Origin of the sequence: Bradyrhizobium sp. SZCCHNS2022 (assembly GCF_032377575.1) — a bacterium.
Taxonomy (GTDB): Bacteria; Pseudomonadota; Alphaproteobacteria; order Rhizobiales; family Xanthobacteraceae; genus Bradyrhizobium; species Bradyrhizobium aeschynomenes.
On the sequence record NZ_JAUHHZ010000001.1, the window covers coordinates 565,844 to 582,419 of the forward strand.

The 16,576-nt window shown below is 66.3% G+C and carries 16 protein-coding genes; 12 read left to right on the plus strand and 4 right to left on the minus strand.

The genetic code is table 11. The annotated features are described in order from the left end of the window. From ccoO to ccoS, 7 genes are all read left to right on the plus strand, one after another. A complete protein-coding gene (ccoO, locus tag QXZ94_RS02485) occupies nt 1-735 on the plus strand; it encodes a cytochrome-c oxidase, cbb3-type subunit II (protein WP_172134115.1) in 735 nt (244 codons plus the stop codon). 18 nt (nt 736-753) lie between these two features. Next, nucleotides 754-918: a CcoQ/FixQ family Cbb3-type cytochrome c oxidase assembly chaperone gene (locus QXZ94_RS02490; protein ID WP_015668233.1), complete on the plus strand. Its 165-nt coding sequence runs from the start codon at nt 754-756 to the stop codon at nt 916-918. Between the two features lie 6 nt (nt 919-924). Next, nucleotides 925-1,797 carry a cytochrome-c oxidase, cbb3-type subunit III gene (ccoP, locus tag QXZ94_RS02495; RefSeq protein WP_172111917.1) on the plus strand — a complete coding sequence of 291 codons (873 nt, stop codon included), beginning with the start codon at nt 925-927 and terminating at the stop codon, nt 1,795-1,797. Nucleotides 1,798-1,896: 99 nt separating this feature from the next. After that, nucleotides 1,897-3,378 (plus strand): cytochrome c oxidase accessory protein CcoG, encoded by a 1,482-nt coding sequence (gene ccoG, locus QXZ94_RS02500; RefSeq protein WP_315719088.1) that lies wholly within the window; start codon nt 1,897-1,899, stop codon nt 3,376-3,378. A gap of 21 nt (nt 3,379-3,399) precedes the next feature. Next, a complete protein-coding gene (locus tag QXZ94_RS02505) occupies nt 3,400-3,900 on the plus strand; it encodes a FixH family protein (RefSeq protein ID WP_172180798.1) in 501 nt (166 codons plus the stop codon). Between the two features lie 13 nt (nt 3,901-3,913). Continuing rightward, nucleotides 3,914-6,115, plus strand: coding sequence for a cation-translocating P-type ATPase (locus QXZ94_RS02510; protein WP_315719089.1), 2,202 nt, complete (start codon nt 3,914-3,916; stop codon nt 6,113-6,115). Further along, on the plus strand, nt 6,106-6,288 hold the full coding sequence (gene ccoS, locus QXZ94_RS02515) for a cbb3-type cytochrome oxidase assembly protein CcoS (RefSeq protein WP_315719090.1): 183 nt from the start codon (nt 6,106-6,108) through the stop codon (nt 6,286-6,288). Before QXZ94_RS02510 ends, ccoS begins: the two co-directional genes overlap by 10 nt. On the opposite strand, the gene QXZ94_RS02520 is transcribed toward ccoS, so the two are convergent. Together QXZ94_RS02520 and QXZ94_RS02525 are read right to left on the minus strand one after the other, a co-directional pair. Beyond that, on the minus strand, nt 6,258-7,487 hold the full coding sequence (locus QXZ94_RS02520) for an MFS transporter (protein WP_315719091.1): 1,230 nt from the start codon (nt 7,485-7,487) through the stop codon (nt 6,258-6,260). The two genes, ccoS and QXZ94_RS02520, sit on opposite strands and share 31 nt — an antisense overlap. A 93-nt stretch (nt 7,488-7,580) precedes the next feature. Next, nucleotides 7,581-8,069 (minus strand): cupin domain-containing protein, encoded by a 489-nt coding sequence (locus QXZ94_RS02525; RefSeq protein ID WP_409998788.1) that lies wholly within the window; start codon nt 8,067-8,069, stop codon nt 7,581-7,583. Between the two features lie 245 nt (nt 8,070-8,314). Here QXZ94_RS02525 and QXZ94_RS02530 point away from each other — a divergent pair, with 245 nt between their 5' ends. Both QXZ94_RS02530 and QXZ94_RS02535 read left to right on the plus strand, forming a co-directional pair. Continuing rightward, on the plus strand, nt 8,315-8,596 hold the full coding sequence (locus QXZ94_RS02530) for a hypothetical protein (RefSeq protein WP_315719093.1): 282 nt from the start codon (nt 8,315-8,317) through the stop codon (nt 8,594-8,596). Between the two features lie 84 nt (nt 8,597-8,680). Next, a complete protein-coding gene (locus QXZ94_RS02535; RefSeq protein ID WP_315719094.1) occupies nt 8,681-9,391 on the plus strand; it encodes a peroxiredoxin-like family protein in 711 nt (236 codons plus the stop codon). 18 nt (nt 9,392-9,409) lie between these two features. On the opposite strand, the gene QXZ94_RS02540 is transcribed toward QXZ94_RS02535, so the two are convergent. Next, nucleotides 9,410-10,312, minus strand: coding sequence for a LysR family transcriptional regulator (locus tag QXZ94_RS02540; RefSeq protein WP_315719095.1), 903 nt, complete (start codon nt 10,310-10,312; stop codon nt 9,410-9,412). Nucleotides 10,313-10,496: 184 nt separating this feature from the next. Here QXZ94_RS02540 and QXZ94_RS02545 point away from each other — a divergent pair, with 184 nt between their 5' ends. The 3 genes from QXZ94_RS02545 (at nt 10,497) to QXZ94_RS02555 (ending at nt 14,914) form a co-directional block, all read left to right on the plus strand. Next, the gene (locus QXZ94_RS02545) at nt 10,497-11,318 is read left to right on the plus strand and encodes a 3-hydroxybutyrate dehydrogenase (RefSeq protein ID WP_315719096.1); all 822 of its coding nucleotides are present in this window, start codon (nt 10,497-10,499) and stop codon (nt 11,316-11,318) included. A 69-nt stretch (nt 11,319-11,387) separates the two neighbouring features. Next, complete coding sequence (locus tag QXZ94_RS02550; RefSeq protein ID WP_315719097.1) at nt 11,388-12,542, plus strand: patatin-like phospholipase family protein; 1,155 nt, start codon at nt 11,388-11,390, stop codon at nt 12,540-12,542. Between the two features lie 248 nt (nt 12,543-12,790). Then, nucleotides 12,791-14,914, plus strand: a complete 2,124-nt coding sequence (locus QXZ94_RS02555; RefSeq protein WP_315719098.1) for a HAMP domain-containing methyl-accepting chemotaxis protein — start codon at nt 12,791-12,793, stop codon at nt 14,912-14,914. A gap of 156 nt (nt 14,915-15,070) precedes the next feature. Here the strand turns inward: QXZ94_RS02555 and glgA are convergent, their stop codons facing one another. Next, nucleotides 15,071-16,486 (minus strand): glycogen synthase GlgA, encoded by a 1,416-nt coding sequence (glgA, locus tag QXZ94_RS02560; RefSeq protein WP_315719099.1) that lies wholly within the window; start codon nt 16,484-16,486, stop codon nt 15,071-15,073. Between the last annotated feature and the right edge of the window lie 90 nt (nt 16,487-16,576).

Below are 16,576 nucleotides of genomic sequence, written 5' to 3' on the forward strand. Positions count from 1 at the left end.
ATGTCATTCTGGCAACGACACCAAGTCTTCGAGAAGAACTCGATCATCCTGGTCATCGGCATCCTGCTGGTGATCGCGATCGGCGGCCTCGTCGAGATCACTCCGCTCTTCTACCTGAAGAGCACGATCGAGGCGGTCGACGGCGTGCGTCCTTACACGCCGCTCGAGCTGGCCGGCCGCAACATCTATGTCCGCGAGGGCTGCTATCTCTGCCACTCGCAGATGGTGCGTCCGCTGCGTGACGAAGTGGAGCGCTACGGCCACTTCTCGCTCGCCGCGGAGAGCATGTACGACCATCCGTTCCAGTGGGGCTCGAAGCGCACGGGACCCGACCTCGCCCGCGTCGGCAACAAGTATTCCGACGATTGGCACGTCACCCATCTGGCCAACCCGCGCGCCATCGTGCCGCAGTCGATCATGCCCGGCTATCCTTTCCTGAAGGAGAACGAGCTCGACGCGAACAACGTCGCGGACCATCTGAAGACGCTGCGCGCGGTCGGTGTGCCCTACACCGACGACCAGATCGCCAACGCCGCCGCCGATCTCAAGGCGCAGGTCGATCCGGACGGTGCCGGCGCGGAGGCGCTCACCAAGCGCTATCCGAAGGCGGTGGTGCGCAACTTCGACGGCAAGGCGGGCGCGCCGACGGAAATGGATGCGCTGGTCGCGTATCTGCAGATGCTCGGCACGCTGGTGGACTTCAAGATCTACAACGAAAAAGCCAATCTGCGCTGAGATCGAGAGGCGAGCATCATGAAGCCCATCATTGCAGTCGAAAACATCGCGTCGTCACTCGTGACGACGCTGTGGACCCCGATCTTCGTCGCGATCTTCATCGCGATCGTCACCTACGCCCTCTGGCCTCGCAACAAGGCCGCTTTCGACGAGGCGGCGAGCATGCCGTTGCGCGAGGAGTAATTCAACATGGCTGACCATACCGAAGTCGACAGCGTCTCCGGCACCGCCACGACGGGCCATGCCTGGGACGGCATCAAGGAGCTCAACACCCCGCTGCCGCGGTGGTGGGTGATCACCTTCTACATCACCATCGTCTGGGCGATCGGCTACTGGATCGTGTATCCGGCCTGGCCGACCATCTCCAGCAACACGGCTGGCCTGTTCGGCTACTCGTCCCGCGCGGACGTGGCGGTCGAGCTCGCCAACCTCGAGAAGATCCGCGGCGCCAAGATGGCGGCGCTCGCCACCGCCTCGCTCGCCGACATCGAGAAGGATCCGGCGATGCTGGGTCTGGCCCGCGCCAAGGGCAAGACGGTGTTCGGCGACAACTGCGCCGCGTGCCATGGCACGGGTGCGGCGGGCGCCAAGGGCTTCCCGAACCTGAACGACGACGACTGGCTGTGGGGCGGCTCGCTGGAGCAGATCCAGCAGACCCTGCTGTACGGCATCCGCTCGGGTCACCCGAAGACCCGCGAGGGCCAGATGCTCGCCTTCGGCAAGGACGGTGTCCTGAAGCCGGCCGAGATCGTGACGGTCGCCAACTACGTCCGCGAGCTGGCGGGGCTTTCGACCCGGCCGGGCTATGACGCCAAGGCCGGCGCCAAGATCTTCGCCGAGAATTGCGCGGCATGCCATGGCGACAACGCCAAGGGGAATCCGGAGCTCGGCGCGCCGAACCTCACGGACAAGATCTGGCTGTACGGCTCGGACGAGGCGACCCTGATCGAGACCATCACCAATGGCCGCGCCGGTGTCATGCCGGCCTGGGAGGGCCGTCTCGACCCGACCACGATCAAGGCGATGGCGGTCTATGTCCACTCGCTGGGCGGAGGAAAGTAACGGAAATCCAACGGAACTTTCCCTTCAATTGAGCTGGATCAACTGAGCGGCCGGAGGTGGGCATACCTTCGGCCGCAACTGCGAGAAGACCCCCCAGCGATGAACCAGACGGTAAAACCCGACGACCTGAAGCGTGACGAGGTGCAGGCGGTGGACGATTACGGTCCGCTGTATGCCGCGCACAAAAAGGTCTATCCGCAGAGCGTCTCGGGCACCTTCCGCCGGATCAAGTGGGGCCTGATGGGCTTCTGCCTCGGCGTCTATTACTTCCTGCCGTTCGTGCGCTGGAATCGCGGCCTTGGCGCGCCCGACCAGGCGGTGCTGATCGACTTTCCGAACCATCGATTTTACTTCTTCTTCATCGAGCTTTGGCCGCAGGAGGTCTACTACTTTACCGGCCTGCTGATCATCGCCGCCATCGGCCTGTTCCTGATGAATGCGATCGGCGGCCGCATCTGGTGCGGCTATCTCTGCCCGCAGACGGTGTGGACCGACCTGTTCTACGCGGTGGAACGCCTGATCGAGGGCGACCGCCGCGAGCGCATGAAGAAGGATGCCTCCAGCGACCCGATGAAGCTGGAGCGGATCTCCGAGCTCGTGCTCAAGCATTCGATCTGGCTGATGATCGCGTGGTGGACCGGTGGCGCCTGGGTGCTGTATTTCAGCGATGCGCCGACCCTGGTGAAGGAGCTCGTCACCTTCCAAGGGCCGATGCTGGCCTATGTCTGGATCGCGATCCTCACTGCCACGACCTACACGCTCGCCGGCTTCATGCGCGAGCAGGTCTGCGTCTACATGTGCCCGTGGCCGCGCATCCAGGCGGCGCTGACCGATGAATGGGCACTCAACGTCACCTATCGCTATGACCGTGGCGAGAGCCGCATGTCGGTCAAGAAGGCCGCCGAGTTGCGCGCGCTGGGCCAGCAGGCCGGCGATTGCATCGACTGCAAGCAATGCGTCGCGGTGTGCCCGACCGGCATCGACATCCGCGACGGCGCGCAGATGGACTGCATCCAGTGCGGCCTCTGCATCGACGCCTGCGACACGGTCATGACCAAGATCGGCCGGCCGACGCGGCTGATCGGCTATGACAACGACATCAACATCCACCGCCGGCAGGAAGGCAAGGCGCCGATCTACAAGCTCGTGCGCGCGCGCACGGTCGCTTACGCCGCGATCATCGCGGTGGTCGGCGGTGCCATGGTCTACAAGCTCGCGACCCGTTCGCTGCTCGACGTCAACGTGCTGCACGATCGCAACCCGATCGCGATCAAGCTGTCCGATGGTTCGATCCGCAACGCCTATACGGTGCGCGTCCTCAACAAGCACGGCTTCGACCGCGTCATCGCCATCGACATCGAGGGACCGGTGAATTCGACCGTCCACGTCGTCGGCGCCGACTCCGTCACGCCCGACCGTCCGATGATCGTGATCGGCCGCGACCAGACCGAGGAGCTGCGGCTCCTGGTGACCGCGCCGGAGGAGAGCAATCCGGAGAAGTCGATTCCGGTGAAGTTCCACATCACCGATATCGGCCTCGGCGTCGTCGCCTCCGCCACCGACAATTTCGTCAGCCCTTAAGACAGTCCGAGGAGCCCGTCCATGGCCAGCCGTTCCGACAGATCCACACCGCTGACCGGACGCATGGTGCTCGCAATGCTGGTCGCCTTCTTCGGCATCGTGATCGGCGTCAACGTCGTCATGATGAAGCTGGCGATCTCGACCTTGCCGGGCACCGAGGTGGACAGCGCCTACAGCGCCAGCCTCGGCTACGAAAAGGAGATCGCGGCGGCGCGCGCCCAGGACGCCCGGCGTTGGCAGGTCGAAGCACATATCGAGCGCGGCGCCGGCGGCGCGGCGGTCGTGCAGGTCAATGCGCGCGACGCGAGCGGCAATCCCGTGTCGGGCCTGACCTTCCAGGGCCGGCTGGAGCGGCCCGCCGACAAGCGCGCCGATCAGGAGGTCGCGCTCGCCGAGGTCGGCATCGGCATCTATCGCGGCACGGCGGAGGCGATCGCGCCCGGCCAGTGGGATCTGGTGCTGGAAGGCGATTCCAGCGGCCGCCGTCTGTTCATGTCGAAGAACCGCGTGCTGCTGAACTGAAGGACTCCCGATCATGCATGTGACGCGTGACTTCTCTCATTACGTCAAGGATCTCGGCGCCGGCCTGAAGCACATCGACCTCGCGGTCGAAGGCGTCAGTTGCGCCGGCTGCATGGCCAAGATCGAGCGCGGCCTCTCGGCGCTGCCCGACGTGACCTTGGCGCGCGTCAATCTCACCGATCGCCGCGTCGCGCTGGAATGGAAGCAGGGCACGCTCGATCCGGCCAAGTTCATCGATCGCCTCGCCGAGCTCGGCTACAAGGCTTATCCGTTCGAGAAGGCGAGCGCGGAAGCAACCGAGGCCGAGGAGTCGCGCTTCCTGCTGCGTTGCCTCGGCGTCGCGGCCTTTGCGACCATGAACGTGATGATGCTGTCGATCCCGGTGTGGTCCGGCAACGTCAGCGACATGCTGCCGGAGCAACGCGACTTCTTCCACTGGCTGTCGGCGCTCATCGCCCTGCCGGCGGCCGCCTATGCCGGCCAGCCGTTCTTCCGCTCGGCTTGGCGCGCCTTGAAGACCGGCAACGTCAACATGGACGTACCGATCTGCATCGGCGTGATCCTGGCGCTGGGAATGTCCATCGTCGAGACCTTCCATCACGCCGAGCACGCTTATTTCGACGCTGCGATCATGCTGCTGACCTTCCTGCTGGTCGGCCGCTATCTCGACCAGAACATGCGGCGGCGGACGCGCGCCGTCGCCGGCAATCTCGCCGCGCTGAAGGCCGAGACCGCGACCAAGTTCGTCGGCGCGGATGAAATCTCCGAGGTGCCGGTCGCCGCCGTGCGTGCCGGCGACTTGGTGCTGCTGCGCCCCGGCGAGCGCTGCGCCGTCGACGGCGTCGTGGTCGAGGGCCGCTCCGAGATCGACCAGAGCCTGATCACCGGCGAGACGCTGTATGTGCCGGCGGAGCAGGGCACGGCCGTCTATGCCGGCTCGCTCAACATCTCCGGCACCTTGCGCGTTCGCGTGTCGGCCGCGGCCGAGGGCACCTTGCTCGCCGAGATCACGCGCCTGCTCGACACCGCGCTGCAGGCCCGCTCGCGCTACATGCGCCTTGCCGACCGCGCCTCGCGGCTCTATGCGCCGGTGGTGCATGCGACCGCTGCGCTCACCGTGCTCGGCTGGGTGCTCGCGGGCGCGAGCTGGCACGATGCGATCGTCACCGGCATTGCGGTGCTGATCATCACCTGTCCCTGCGCGCTCGGCCTTGCGATCCCTACCGTTCAGACCGTTGCGTCGGGCGCAATGTTCAAGTCCGGCGTGCTGCTCAATGCGGGCGATGCGATCGAGCGCCTCGCCGAGGCCGAGCACGTCATCTTCGACAAGACCGGCACCTTGACCCTGCCGGAGCTCGAGGTCGTCAACGCCGCCGACATTCCGGCCGACGTCTTCTCCGTGGCCGGCCAGCTTGCGCTGTCGAGCCATCATCCGGTCGCGGCCGCGGTCGCTCAGGCGGCAAAGTCGAGGTCGCCCCTGATGGGCGCCGTCGAAGAGCCGGGGCAGGGCGTCCGCGCCGTCGTGGACGGCGTTGAGATCAGACTCGGCCGTCCCTCGTTTTGCGGAGCCGAAGCGCTGGTGGAGCAGAGCGGCAGCGCCGATCCCGAAGCCTCCGTCGTCGCCTTCCGCCGCGGCACCGAGACATACCTGTTCTCGGTGCGCCAGGGCCTGCGTCCCGATGCGGCGAAGATCGTTGCCGGCCTGCAGCGCCGCGGCATCAAGGTCGAGATCCTCTCCGGCGATCGCGAGGCCGCCGTGGCTGCGGCGGCCAAGGCGCTCGGCATCAGCGAATGGCGCGCCGGCGTGACGCCGGCCGACAAGATCGCCCGCATCGAGGAGCTGAAGCGCGCAGGCGTCAAGGTGATGATGGTCGGCGACGGCATGAATGATGCGCCGTCGCTCGCCGCCGCGCACGTCTCGATGTCGCCGATCTCGGCCGCGCATCTCAGCCAGGCCACCGCCGATCTCGTTTTTCTCGGCCGTCCCCTGGCGCCGGTACTGGCCGCGGTCGACTACGCGCGCAAGGCGTTGCATCTGATGCGGCAGAATCTGTGGCTCGCGGTGCTCTACAATGTCCTCGCGGTGCCCTTGGCGATCAGCGGCGTCGTCACCCCCCTGATCGCCGCCGCGGCGATGTCCGGTTCGTCGATCATCGTCATGCTGAACGCGTTGCGCGCCCGCAAGGTTGCCGGGGAGGCCCCCTCATGGAAGTGATGATCATTCTCGTTCCGCTTGCGCTTGCGCTCGGCCTTGCCGGCCTGGTCGGCTTTCTCTGGTCGCTGAAGAGCGGCCAGTATGAGGACCTCGAAGGCGCAGCCTGGCGGGCGATCGCCGACGACGACGAGCCCCCGCCGGCTCAGCCTGCGCCGGCGCCGAGCCGGTCCTGAGCGTTCGGCGGCGTCAGTCGGAACGCCAGCCATCCCGCCACTGCCAGCGCGGCGCCGATGCCCGCCACGCAGGCCGTCCAGCCGAACCGATCGAACAACTGGCCGAGCACGGCCGTCCCGACGATGCCGCCGGCGAAATAGCTGGCGAGATAGATCCCGCTGGCGACGCCTCGATCATGCACGGCCGTTTGACCCACGAAGCCGGTGGCCACCGCCTGCGCGAAGAAGGTGCCGGCGCCGACCAGAACCATGCCGGCAAGCACCGCGGCGAGCTGTGACGACAGCATCAGGACGAGGCCGAGCGCTGCGGTGGCGAGAGACCCCCAGATTGCGAGCCGCGTGCCGGTCCGCGCTGCGATCCGGCCCGCCAGCAGCGTGGTGCCGATCGACGGCAGGAACACGACATAGACCAGCCCGATCTCCATCATGCCCAGCGAGAGCGGCGGCCGCACCAGCACGAAGTTGACGAAGGTGAAGGCTCCGATGAAGGCGAACAGGACGCAGAAGCCGAGGCCGAAAGCCGCGCGCATGCGGCGGTTGCGCCAGTGGTCGAGGATTGCGGCGCTTCGCAGCGGCATCCTGCCTGCCATCATCATCTCGCCGCGTCGCATCGTGGCGCCGACCAGCACGGCGCCGCCGAGATTGAGCGCCGCGAAGACGTAGAAGGTCGGCTCGAGACCGAGCTTGCTGGTGAGGCTGGCCGAGAGCAGCCGGCCCACCAGATTGCTCGCGACGTTTCCCGTGATATAGGCCGCGAAGGCACCGCCGGCCTCGCCGTCGCTGCATTGCTCGCCGAGATAGGCCAAGGTGAGCGCGAAGGCCGAGGCCATGCAAAGGCCCTGCAGGATCCGCAAGCCGGCGAAGATCGAGAGGTCCGGCGCGCTCGCGAGCAGCGCGGTGAAGATGGCGAGCAGGCCGAGGCTGCAGACGATGCCGGTCCGGCGGTCGATCAGCGGGCTGAGCAGCCCGGTCGCCAGGCTCGAGATCGCCATGCCCAGCGTGCAGGCATTGACCGCGAGGCCCATCGCGGCGGGACTGACCTGGTAGTGCTTGATCAGCGCCGGCAGCATCGCCTGGGCCGCGAAGAGATCGACGAGGCTGAAGAAGGCGATGAAGCCGATCACGGCAGAGCGCCACGCCGCCGCCCTTGCATGGGTGCCGTCCGTGCGTGGCACGGCCTCTGCCGAAAGGTCCGTCATGTCATCTCTCGCAATTCGTCACGGGAAGCGCCGACGCATCCGGATCGCGCGCTCGTCCGGCGGCGATCCGTACGCGACAGGCGGACGCGGTGCTTACATGTTGTGATCGTGCGGATCCTTGCGGACGTCGCCGACATAGAGGATGACGGTCTCCTTGCCGTCGTTCTTCCACCAATGCGAGGTGCCGAACACCTCCGGCCTGATGTCGCCGGCCTTGTGCAGGATCGGCTCGGCACAGTTGCTGGCATATTCGATGATCTCGCCCTGCTGGACGAAGATCAGGGCTGGGCGGTCGTCGTGGCTGTGCCACGGCACGATGCCGCCGGGGGCGATGGTGAGCTTGCGGAAGCGCAGCTCGCGATCCTTGATGGCCGCCGGCTGCTTGGCGAGGTCGATCGCGCCGAGCGTGACGTCGGTGACGCCAACGGCCTTGACGTCCACCATCTCGCGCGCGCCGGCCTTGACCTTGTCCGCCGGGCATTCGCCGGCATGAGCGACGGACGTCGCCAACAAAGTCGCTGCAATGGTCAGGGCGGCGAAGGCCGCGCTGCTGCGGCTGATGCGTTGAGCTGCGATCTGCATGGACATGTCATGTCTCCTCTGTTGAAGCCGCGGCCCGCGTCGAGCAGGCCTCGCGACGCGCCACCATCGACGCGCGGCGCCCGCTGCGGAAATGCATCCTGCCTCTGGAAGCGATAGGTTCTCGCTATCGATAGGCGGGCGCTATGCTCGCGATTGGACAACGGCATTTCTCAAGCCGGCGAGGCCGCGCTTGTAATGCGAACGCCCGACCCACGGGCGACAGCATTCATCAGGAGGAGATATCCATGGCCCGCTTGTCCAGGACCTTCATCGCCGCGGCCGTCGTCGCGGTCTCTGCCACGGCGGCGATGGCTCAAGGCGGCTTCGATCTCATGCCCGGCATGGCCTATGTCTACAGCGCCGGCAAGACCAGCACGATGGCGATGGCCGCGGGCGATGCCAATCATCGCGCCATGATGCGCCACGCCACCAAGGTGCCGAACAACACCGTCTTCTTCATGAGCAACGGACAGCTCTATTCCACGTCCGGCACGCTCGACCCGACCGGGAATTTCTACCGGCCCTGAGCGTCGATGGAGCGGCAGGCCGCCCTTGTGGGCGGCTTGCCCGCGAACCTATCATGCCGATCTCCCGATGTGCCGGAGCAGCTCATGACCGCGCTTTCACCCGCAGATGCCGAACGGCTCAGGCAGGCCTTCCTGCAGTGCAGGGAGATGCAGGGCACCTTGCGCCAGCAGCTCGAGGCCTATGCTGCGGCGGGCCGCGAGATCTTCCCGGCCTATGCCTCGGCGGTGGATCGCCTGGTCGCCCGGCTCGACGAGAATGGGGGTGGTGAGAATGCGCCGCGGCCGGGAGAGCCGATGCCGCCGTTCGTCCTGCCCGATGAGGCCGGCCGGCTGGTCAGCCTGGCATCGTGCATCGCCAGGGGGCCGGTCGCGGTGATGTTCTTCCGCGGCCATTGGTGTCCCTATTGCCGGCTCAACGTCCGCGCCGTGATCAAGGCGCAGGATCGCATCGCGGCGGCGGGCGGCGCCGTCGTCGCGATCATGCCGGAGCTGCAGGCCTTCACGCAGCAGTTCAAGACGGACTCGGGAGCCACCTTTCCGGTGCTGACGGATCTCGACAATGGCTATGCGTTGTCCCTGAATCTCGCAATCTGGCTCGGCCGCGAGATCCAGGATCTGCTGGCGCACCAGGACATGGCGAGCTTCCATGGCAATGATGGTTGGGTCCTGCCGATCCCGGCGGCCTTCGTCGTCGGCCGCGACGGTCTCGTGACAGCGCGCTTCGTCGATCCCGATTTCCGCAAGCGCATGGAGATCGACGATCTCGTCGCGGCGCTGCGCGAGGCAGCCGGCTGATCCGGCCGCGTTGACATTTCACGCCTCGACCTCACGATCGAGCCATTCCCGCCAATTCCTGCCGCGCAGCATGCGCATGACGGCCGAGGCCACTGCGGTGCGCTCACGCCCCGCGACGCCATAGAGATGCACGGTGCGGCGGGCATCGAGCCCATCGACGCTGGCCCGATGCAGCGTCGGCGGCAGCGCGGTGGTCTGCGGGACGACACCGATGCCGACGCCGGCTTCGACGAGCGCGATCAGGTCGCGCTCGGAGTGAATGTCGTGGCTCCGGTCGAGATCGATGCCGCGATCCCGCATCAGCGTGCGCAACCTGTCGGAGTGTTCGCAATAGCAGCGGGACAGGAAGGCCTCGCCGCCGAGTTCGTCGATGCCGATCCTGTCCTGAGCGGCGAGCCGGTGACGCTCGCTCGTGACGAGTGCGAAGTCCTCGGTGAACAGCGGCCAGACGTCGAGCCGGTCCCAGGTCTCGTCGATCTCCGAGGCGATGCCGAGCTCCGCTTCCCCGCTCTTCAGATGGTCGGCGATCGTCCGGCTGCTCCCGCGCAGAAACCTGAGCTCGAGCTTGTTGAACTGGCGTTGCAACTGATCGAGCAGCGGCAGCAGCAAGGCGAGGTCGATCGAATCCGCCAGCGCGATCCTGAGCGTTCCGAGCTCTCCGCTCTTGAACGACGACGCCAGCGTCCGTGCGCCGACAGCCGCCTCGTAGCACTGCTTGAGCAGCGGTTGCATGCGCTGGCCCAGCTCCGTCAGCTGTGCGGCGGGCCGCTCTCGCCGAAACAGATCACCGCCGAGCTCCGCTTCCAGCTGCTTGATCGCCCGCGTCAGCGAGGGCTGCGTCACGTTGCATTCCTCGGCCGCGCGCGTGAAGTGCAGCAGCCGGGCAACGGCAAGAAAATACCGAACTTGATGCATTTCCATTGAGGTGCTCCGTTCGACCCGGCGCCGTCCCGAGTGCATAACCTGACAGACCACGTCCTGGCATCACCGAATGCGATAGCAGGACCCTATCGTGTGGCGAGTCAAACGGCATTTCCGTTCATTGCGTCGAACCGGCAGATTACCGCCACATTGAACAATCTTCGACGCGGATGAAGGAACAGCCATGGTTGCAGATACGATGAGAGCCGAGCCTTCGTTACTTCGGATGTCCGGAAAGGTGGCGGTGATCACGGGCTCCACCAGCGGCATCGGCCTCGGCATCGCACGGGCGCTCGCCGGCGCGGGGGCACACGTGGTGCTGAACGGGTTCGGCCTGCCGGACGAGATCGATCGGATCAGGTCGGACATCGCGGCCGAGTTCGGTGTCCGGACATTCCATGCGGCGGCCGACATGATGCAGCCCGCGGCCATCGAGCAGATGATCGATGACGTCTTGCAGCAGTTCGGCCGCATCGACGTGCTGGTCAACAATGCCGGTATTCAGCACGTCGCGCCGCTCGAGGCGTTTCCGGTCGACAAGTGGAATGCCATCGTCGCGATCAACCTGTCGTCGGCCTTTCATACGATCCGGCTGGCGCTGCCTGCGATGCGGCGGAACGGTTTCGGTCGCATCATCAACGTCGCCTCGGCGCACGGGCTGGTCGCCTCGCCGTTCAAGGCGGCCTATGTCGCAGCCAAGCACGGCATCATCGGCCTGACCAAGGTCGCAGCGCTGGAGGCGGCCGAAGGCGGCATCACCTGCAACGCGATCTGTCCGGGCTATGTCTATACGCCGCTGGTCGAGGCGCAGATCGACGGGCAGGCGAGGGCGCACGGCATCTCCCGCGATCAGGTCATCCGCGACGTCCTGCTGGCGCAGCAGCCCAACAAGCGTTTTGCGACGGTGGAGGAGATCGGCGCGCTCAGCGTGTTCTTGGCGAGTGAGGCCGCAGCATCGATCACCGGTATCGCCCTGCCGGTCGACGGTGGCTGGACGGCGCATTGACGCCGCAGCGTAACAACCACGCGGACGTTGCGAAGCACAACAAGACATCGCGCAGGCAGGAGGCGAGACATGACCGAGACCAACGACACCATGCGGACGACGACCGATCGCAGCGGATTGCCCGGCCAGGTGGTTCTCGTCCTGCAGGGCGGCGGGGCCCTCGGATCCTATCAGGCCGGCGTCTACCAGGCGCTGCACGAAGCCGGTCTCGAGCCGGACTGGGTGATCGGAACATCGATCGGTGCCATCAACGCCGCCCTGATCGCCGGCAGTCCGGTGCAGGAGCGCATGGCGCGCTTGCGGGAGTTCTGGAAGCGAATGCACCGCAAGCCGGCCTGGACGGTGCGGACGGCGTTTCCGGATTTCAACGAGCGCTTGTCCTACTGGACCACGGTGACGCACGGAATTTCCGGCTTCTTCCGTCCCAACGCACTGGCGCATGCCGGCGAGGCCTATCCGCTGGGGGCCGAGCACGCCGGCTACTACTCGACGACGCCGCTGCGCGAGACGCTGCAGGAGCTGGTCGACTTCGATTTGTTGAACGAAGGCGGGCTTCGCCTCACGGTCGGGGCCGCGCATGTCCGGAGCAGCCGGATGCGCTATTTCGATAGCCGCGACGGCACGCTCGATGTACGCCACATCCTCGCGTCCGGCGCGCTGCCTCCTGCCTTTCCCGCCGTTCGCATCGATGGCGAGCTGTATTGGGACGGCGGCATTCTGTCGAACACGCCGACAGAGGTCGTCTTCGACGACAATCCGCGCAAGGACTCGCTGATCTTCGCCGTGCACCTGTGGAATCCCGAGGGAGCCGAGCCGACTACGATGGCCGAGGTGTTCAATCGCCACAAGGACGTGCAGTATTCGAGCCGGATTGCCAGCCACATCGCGCGGCAGCAGCAGACGCACCGGTTGCGCCACGTCATCAACCAATTGGCCGCGCGCCTGCCGGAGTCGGCGCGCAACGATCCGGCGGTGCGCGATCTCGCCAGCTATGGCTGTCAGACACGGATGCACGTCGTCCGGCTTCTGGCGCCGCAGCTCGACCGCGAGGGTCATACCAAGGACATCGATTTCACCGAGCGCGGCATCACCGCGCGTTGGGATGCGGGCTATCAGCACACTCGGTCGGTGCTGAATCGGATGCCCTGGTCAGGCGAGTTCGACCCGCTGTCCGGCGTCGTGCTGCACGATCCCTTGGTCACGACGGCGGCCGCTGCGGAGTAGCAGTGCACGGTCTTCTGATGTTTGTTAGGATGCAATCCTGCGGTGGTCCGGCATGAGGATACCGTTCACTCGATTCTCTTTAAGGGATTAGTCGTAGTTCCTTCTTAATCATTAGGGCGCGGCGGCGTTGCCGCGAGCCGTATTTCCTGACCGTGCGAGACGTCGCCGGAGGGCCGTTGCGCAGCCGCGCTGTCGGCCGCGCCTGCGCATGTGAGCAGCCGGAAAGCGGCATTGATTGGGAATGGCCAATGTCTGAACGCGCGCTGTTGCACAATGAATCCGTCAGACCGGAGACCGGAGCGGTCAGTCTCAAATGGAAAATCCTCGCCGGCAATCTGTTGACCGGCTTCTTCGCCATGGCCTTTGCCTGCGTGCTCGCCTGGAGCGGGTGGGGTGATCTGCGCAAGCGCGAGCAGGCGGCGCGGGTTCTCGATGCCTTCGAGCTGGTGCTGAAGGTCAACGCCCAGATCCCGCTCGAGCGCAGCCAGTGGAATCTGCTCGCCGCGGCCGGGTCCGCATCGGCGGATGACATCGCCAAGCTGGACAAGGCGATTGCAAGCACCGACGCGGCGCTGGCGCAGGCCAAGACTGCGGCGCAACTCGCAGGATTGACGACGAGCAACATCGATGCCGCCGAGCAGACGCTGCGTGGCGTCAGATCCGCAGCACGCAGCGCCGCGCCGCTGCCGGCGGCCCAGCGTCCGGCCAACATTCAGGCGGCGACAACCGACGGCCTCGGTCGAGCTGCCGAATCGCTCAATGCCGCGATCGACGAGACTGCGATCGAGCTGGCACGGGACGGTGGCGAGGTCGAGAATCTGCTGCCGTCAGCGCAACTGGCGCAGCTCTCGCAGTCGATGCGCACCATCAATGGCGCCCGCTCCGCGGTGCTGCGCTTCTTCATTCAGAACACCGGCTGGACGCCCGCGCGCCTCGGCGAGGTGACCGAGCAGAGCGGCCAGGTAACCCTGCTGTGGCAGCAGATCGAGCTCGCAGCCCGCAGCGTTCGCAACACGCCGGAAGTGTCCGCCGCGCTCGAGCATGTCCGCTCGACCCTGATGGGCGAGGGCGAACGCCGCTACCGCCAGCTCGTCACGGCCGGCCGCGACGGCCAGCCGTCGCCGATCACGGCCGAGGAGTGGGGCCGCTGGACCACGCCGATGCTGAACAACGTCATCGTGCTGCGCGACGCGGCGCTCAAATCGGCGCATCAGGCGATCGACCAGGCGATCGGTGCGGCGCGGATGCGTCTGTTCCTCGCACTCGGCATCCTTTTGCTGGTCGCGATCGTTTCGGTGGCGGTGGTCATCGGCGTCGTACGCGGCGTCATCGGCCCGCTGGTTGGTCTGACCGGAGTGACCCTGCGCCTCGCCAATGGCGAGCTGAGCGCCGACATTCCGAACGACACCCGCAAGGACGAGATCGGCGCGATGGCGCGCGCGCTGAAGATCTTCAAGGATGCCCTGATCGCCAAGAAGGAGTCCGACGAGGCGGCGCAACGTGACGCGCAGGCGCAGATCGATCGTGCCCGCCGGCTGGATACGCTGACGCGCAATTTCGAAGCCACCATCGCCGACATCGTCAACACCGTATCGTCGGCAGCCTCCGGCCTCGAAACCTCGGCGGATACGCTGACCGATACGGCTAATCGCTCGAAGGAGCTGAGCACCGTGGTGGCGGCTGCTTCGGAGGAAGCCTCCGCCAACGTTCAGTCGGTGGCCTCCGCGACCGAGGAGCTGTCCTCCTCGGTGCACGAGATCAGCCGCCAGGTGCAGGCCTCGGCCCGCATGGCCGGCGATGCCGTGCAGCAGGTGCGTCAGACCAACGGCCGGGTCGCCGACCTGTCGCAGGCGGCGGCGCGCATCGGCGACGTCGTCGAGCTCATCAACAGCATCGCCGGGCAGACCAATCTGCTGGCGCTGAATGCCACCATCGAGGCGGCGCGCGCCGGTGATGCCGGACGCGGCTTCGCCGTGGTCGCGACCGAGGTGAAGGCGCTGGCCGAGCAGACCGCCAAGGCCACCGACGAAATCTCGCAGCAGATCTCCGGTGTCCAGGCGGCGACGCAGGAGTCGGTGAATGCGATCCAGGCGATCAGCTCGACGATCGAGCGGCTTGCCGAGATCGCCGCGGCCATTGCGGCCGCGGTCGAGGAGCAGGGCGCCGCGACGCAGGAAATCTCCCGCAACGTCCAGCAGGCCGCGCACGGCACCCAGCAGGTCTCCTCCAACATCACCGACGTGCAGCGTGGCGCGGCGCAGACCGGCTCGGCGTCCGCCGAGGTGCTGTCATCGGCCAAATCGCTCGCCGGCGATTCCAATCGCCTCAAGCGCGAGGTCGGAAACTTCCTTGAAGCGGTGCGCGCGGCCTGAGCTCAGCCTCCAGGCGCCAAAGGAAAAAGCCCGGACGTCGTCCGGGCTTTTTGTTGTTTGACCGTAGCCCGGATGGGCGCAGCGATATCCGGGGTCTCACGAGATGTGGAGATGAACCCGGATGTCGCTGCGCTCATCCGGGCTACGCACGACGCGCTACGACGTGAGCATTTTCCGATACAGTGCGTTGTAGCAGGCGGCCGACAGGTCCCAGCTGAACGAGCGCCCCATCGCCGACAGCCGCATCGCGTTCAGTTTCTCCGTGCTGGTGAATGCCGAGAACGCGCGCTTGACGCCGCCGAGGAACGACTCGGCGGATGGCTTCTGGAACAGGAAGCCGGTCTCGCCGTCGGTGATGGTCTCGGCGAGGCCACCGGTCTGGTGCCCGATCGGCAGCGAGCCGAAGCGCTGGGCGTACATCTGGCTGAGGCCGCACGGCTCGAAGCGCGACGGCATCAGGGTGAAGTCGCTACCGGCAAAGATGCGTCGCGCCTGGGCGTCGTTGAAGCCGATCGCGACCCCGATCGCATCGGGACGGCGGCGGTGCGCCTCCATCAGCGCGCGCTCGATCGCCGGCTCGCCAGTGCCGGTCACCACGATCTGGCCACCGGCGCCGACGATTTCATCGGCGGCCTCCAGCACCAGATCAATGCCCTTTTGATGCACGAGCCGCGCGACGATGCCGAACATCGGGCCGCGCGAGACCGCGAGCCCGAATTGCTTTCGGACGTAGTCCGCGTTGGCCTTCTTGCCCTCCCAGTCGCCGGCGGCGAAGGGCTGCGCCAGCTGCTGGCAGTAGCGGGGATCCCAGCTCTCGTCGATGCCGTTGAGGATGCCGGTGAGCTCATGCGCGTTGGAGCGCTGGCGGAGCAGCCCTTCCAGGCCGCAGCCGAGTTCCGACGTCGTGATCTCCTGGGCGTAGGTCGAGCTGACCGTGGTCAGATGCGACGCATAGATCAGGCCGCCCTTCAGGAACGAGAGCTTGTCGTAGAACTCCAGCCCGTCGATGTGGAACGACGATTCCGGTGCGCCGATCCGGCGCAGCGACTCGCGCGGAAACAGGCCCTGATAAGCGAGGTTGTGGATGGTGAGGATCGACGGCACGTCGACCCCGCGCCATGCCAGATAGGCCGGCACCAGCGCCGCCTGCCAGTCGTTGGCATGGACCAGATCGGCTGCCCAGTTCGTGTCCAGGGTGCCCGCCGCGAGCTCGGCCGCCGCCGCGGCGAGCCGGCCGAAGCGGATATCGTTGTCCGGCCAGTCCTTCCCGCTCTCGTCGCCGTAGGGGTTGCCCGGCCGGTCGTACAGCTCGTCGCAGAGCAGGACGTAGACCGGCAGGCCGTCGCGCGTCGATGATCGTCCCAGCGCGCAGCCCGGCATCTCCGCCAGCGGCGCGCATTGGCCGACGATCTCGATGTAAGTGAGTTGCTCGATCACGTCCCGGTAGCCGGGCAACATGATCCTGACGTCGGTGTGTGAGCGCAGTGCCCGGGGAAGTGCTGCCGAAACGGCAGCCAGTCCGCCCACCCGGACGAAATCGTCCATTTCGGTCGTAACGAACAGAACCCGCAAGAGATGTCCTCGATCAAGCCCCATGTTCGTCCTATGCAAGAAAGGGTCCAAATTCAGCCATTAAACAAAAGCGTTGCGCATCGCGGCGAA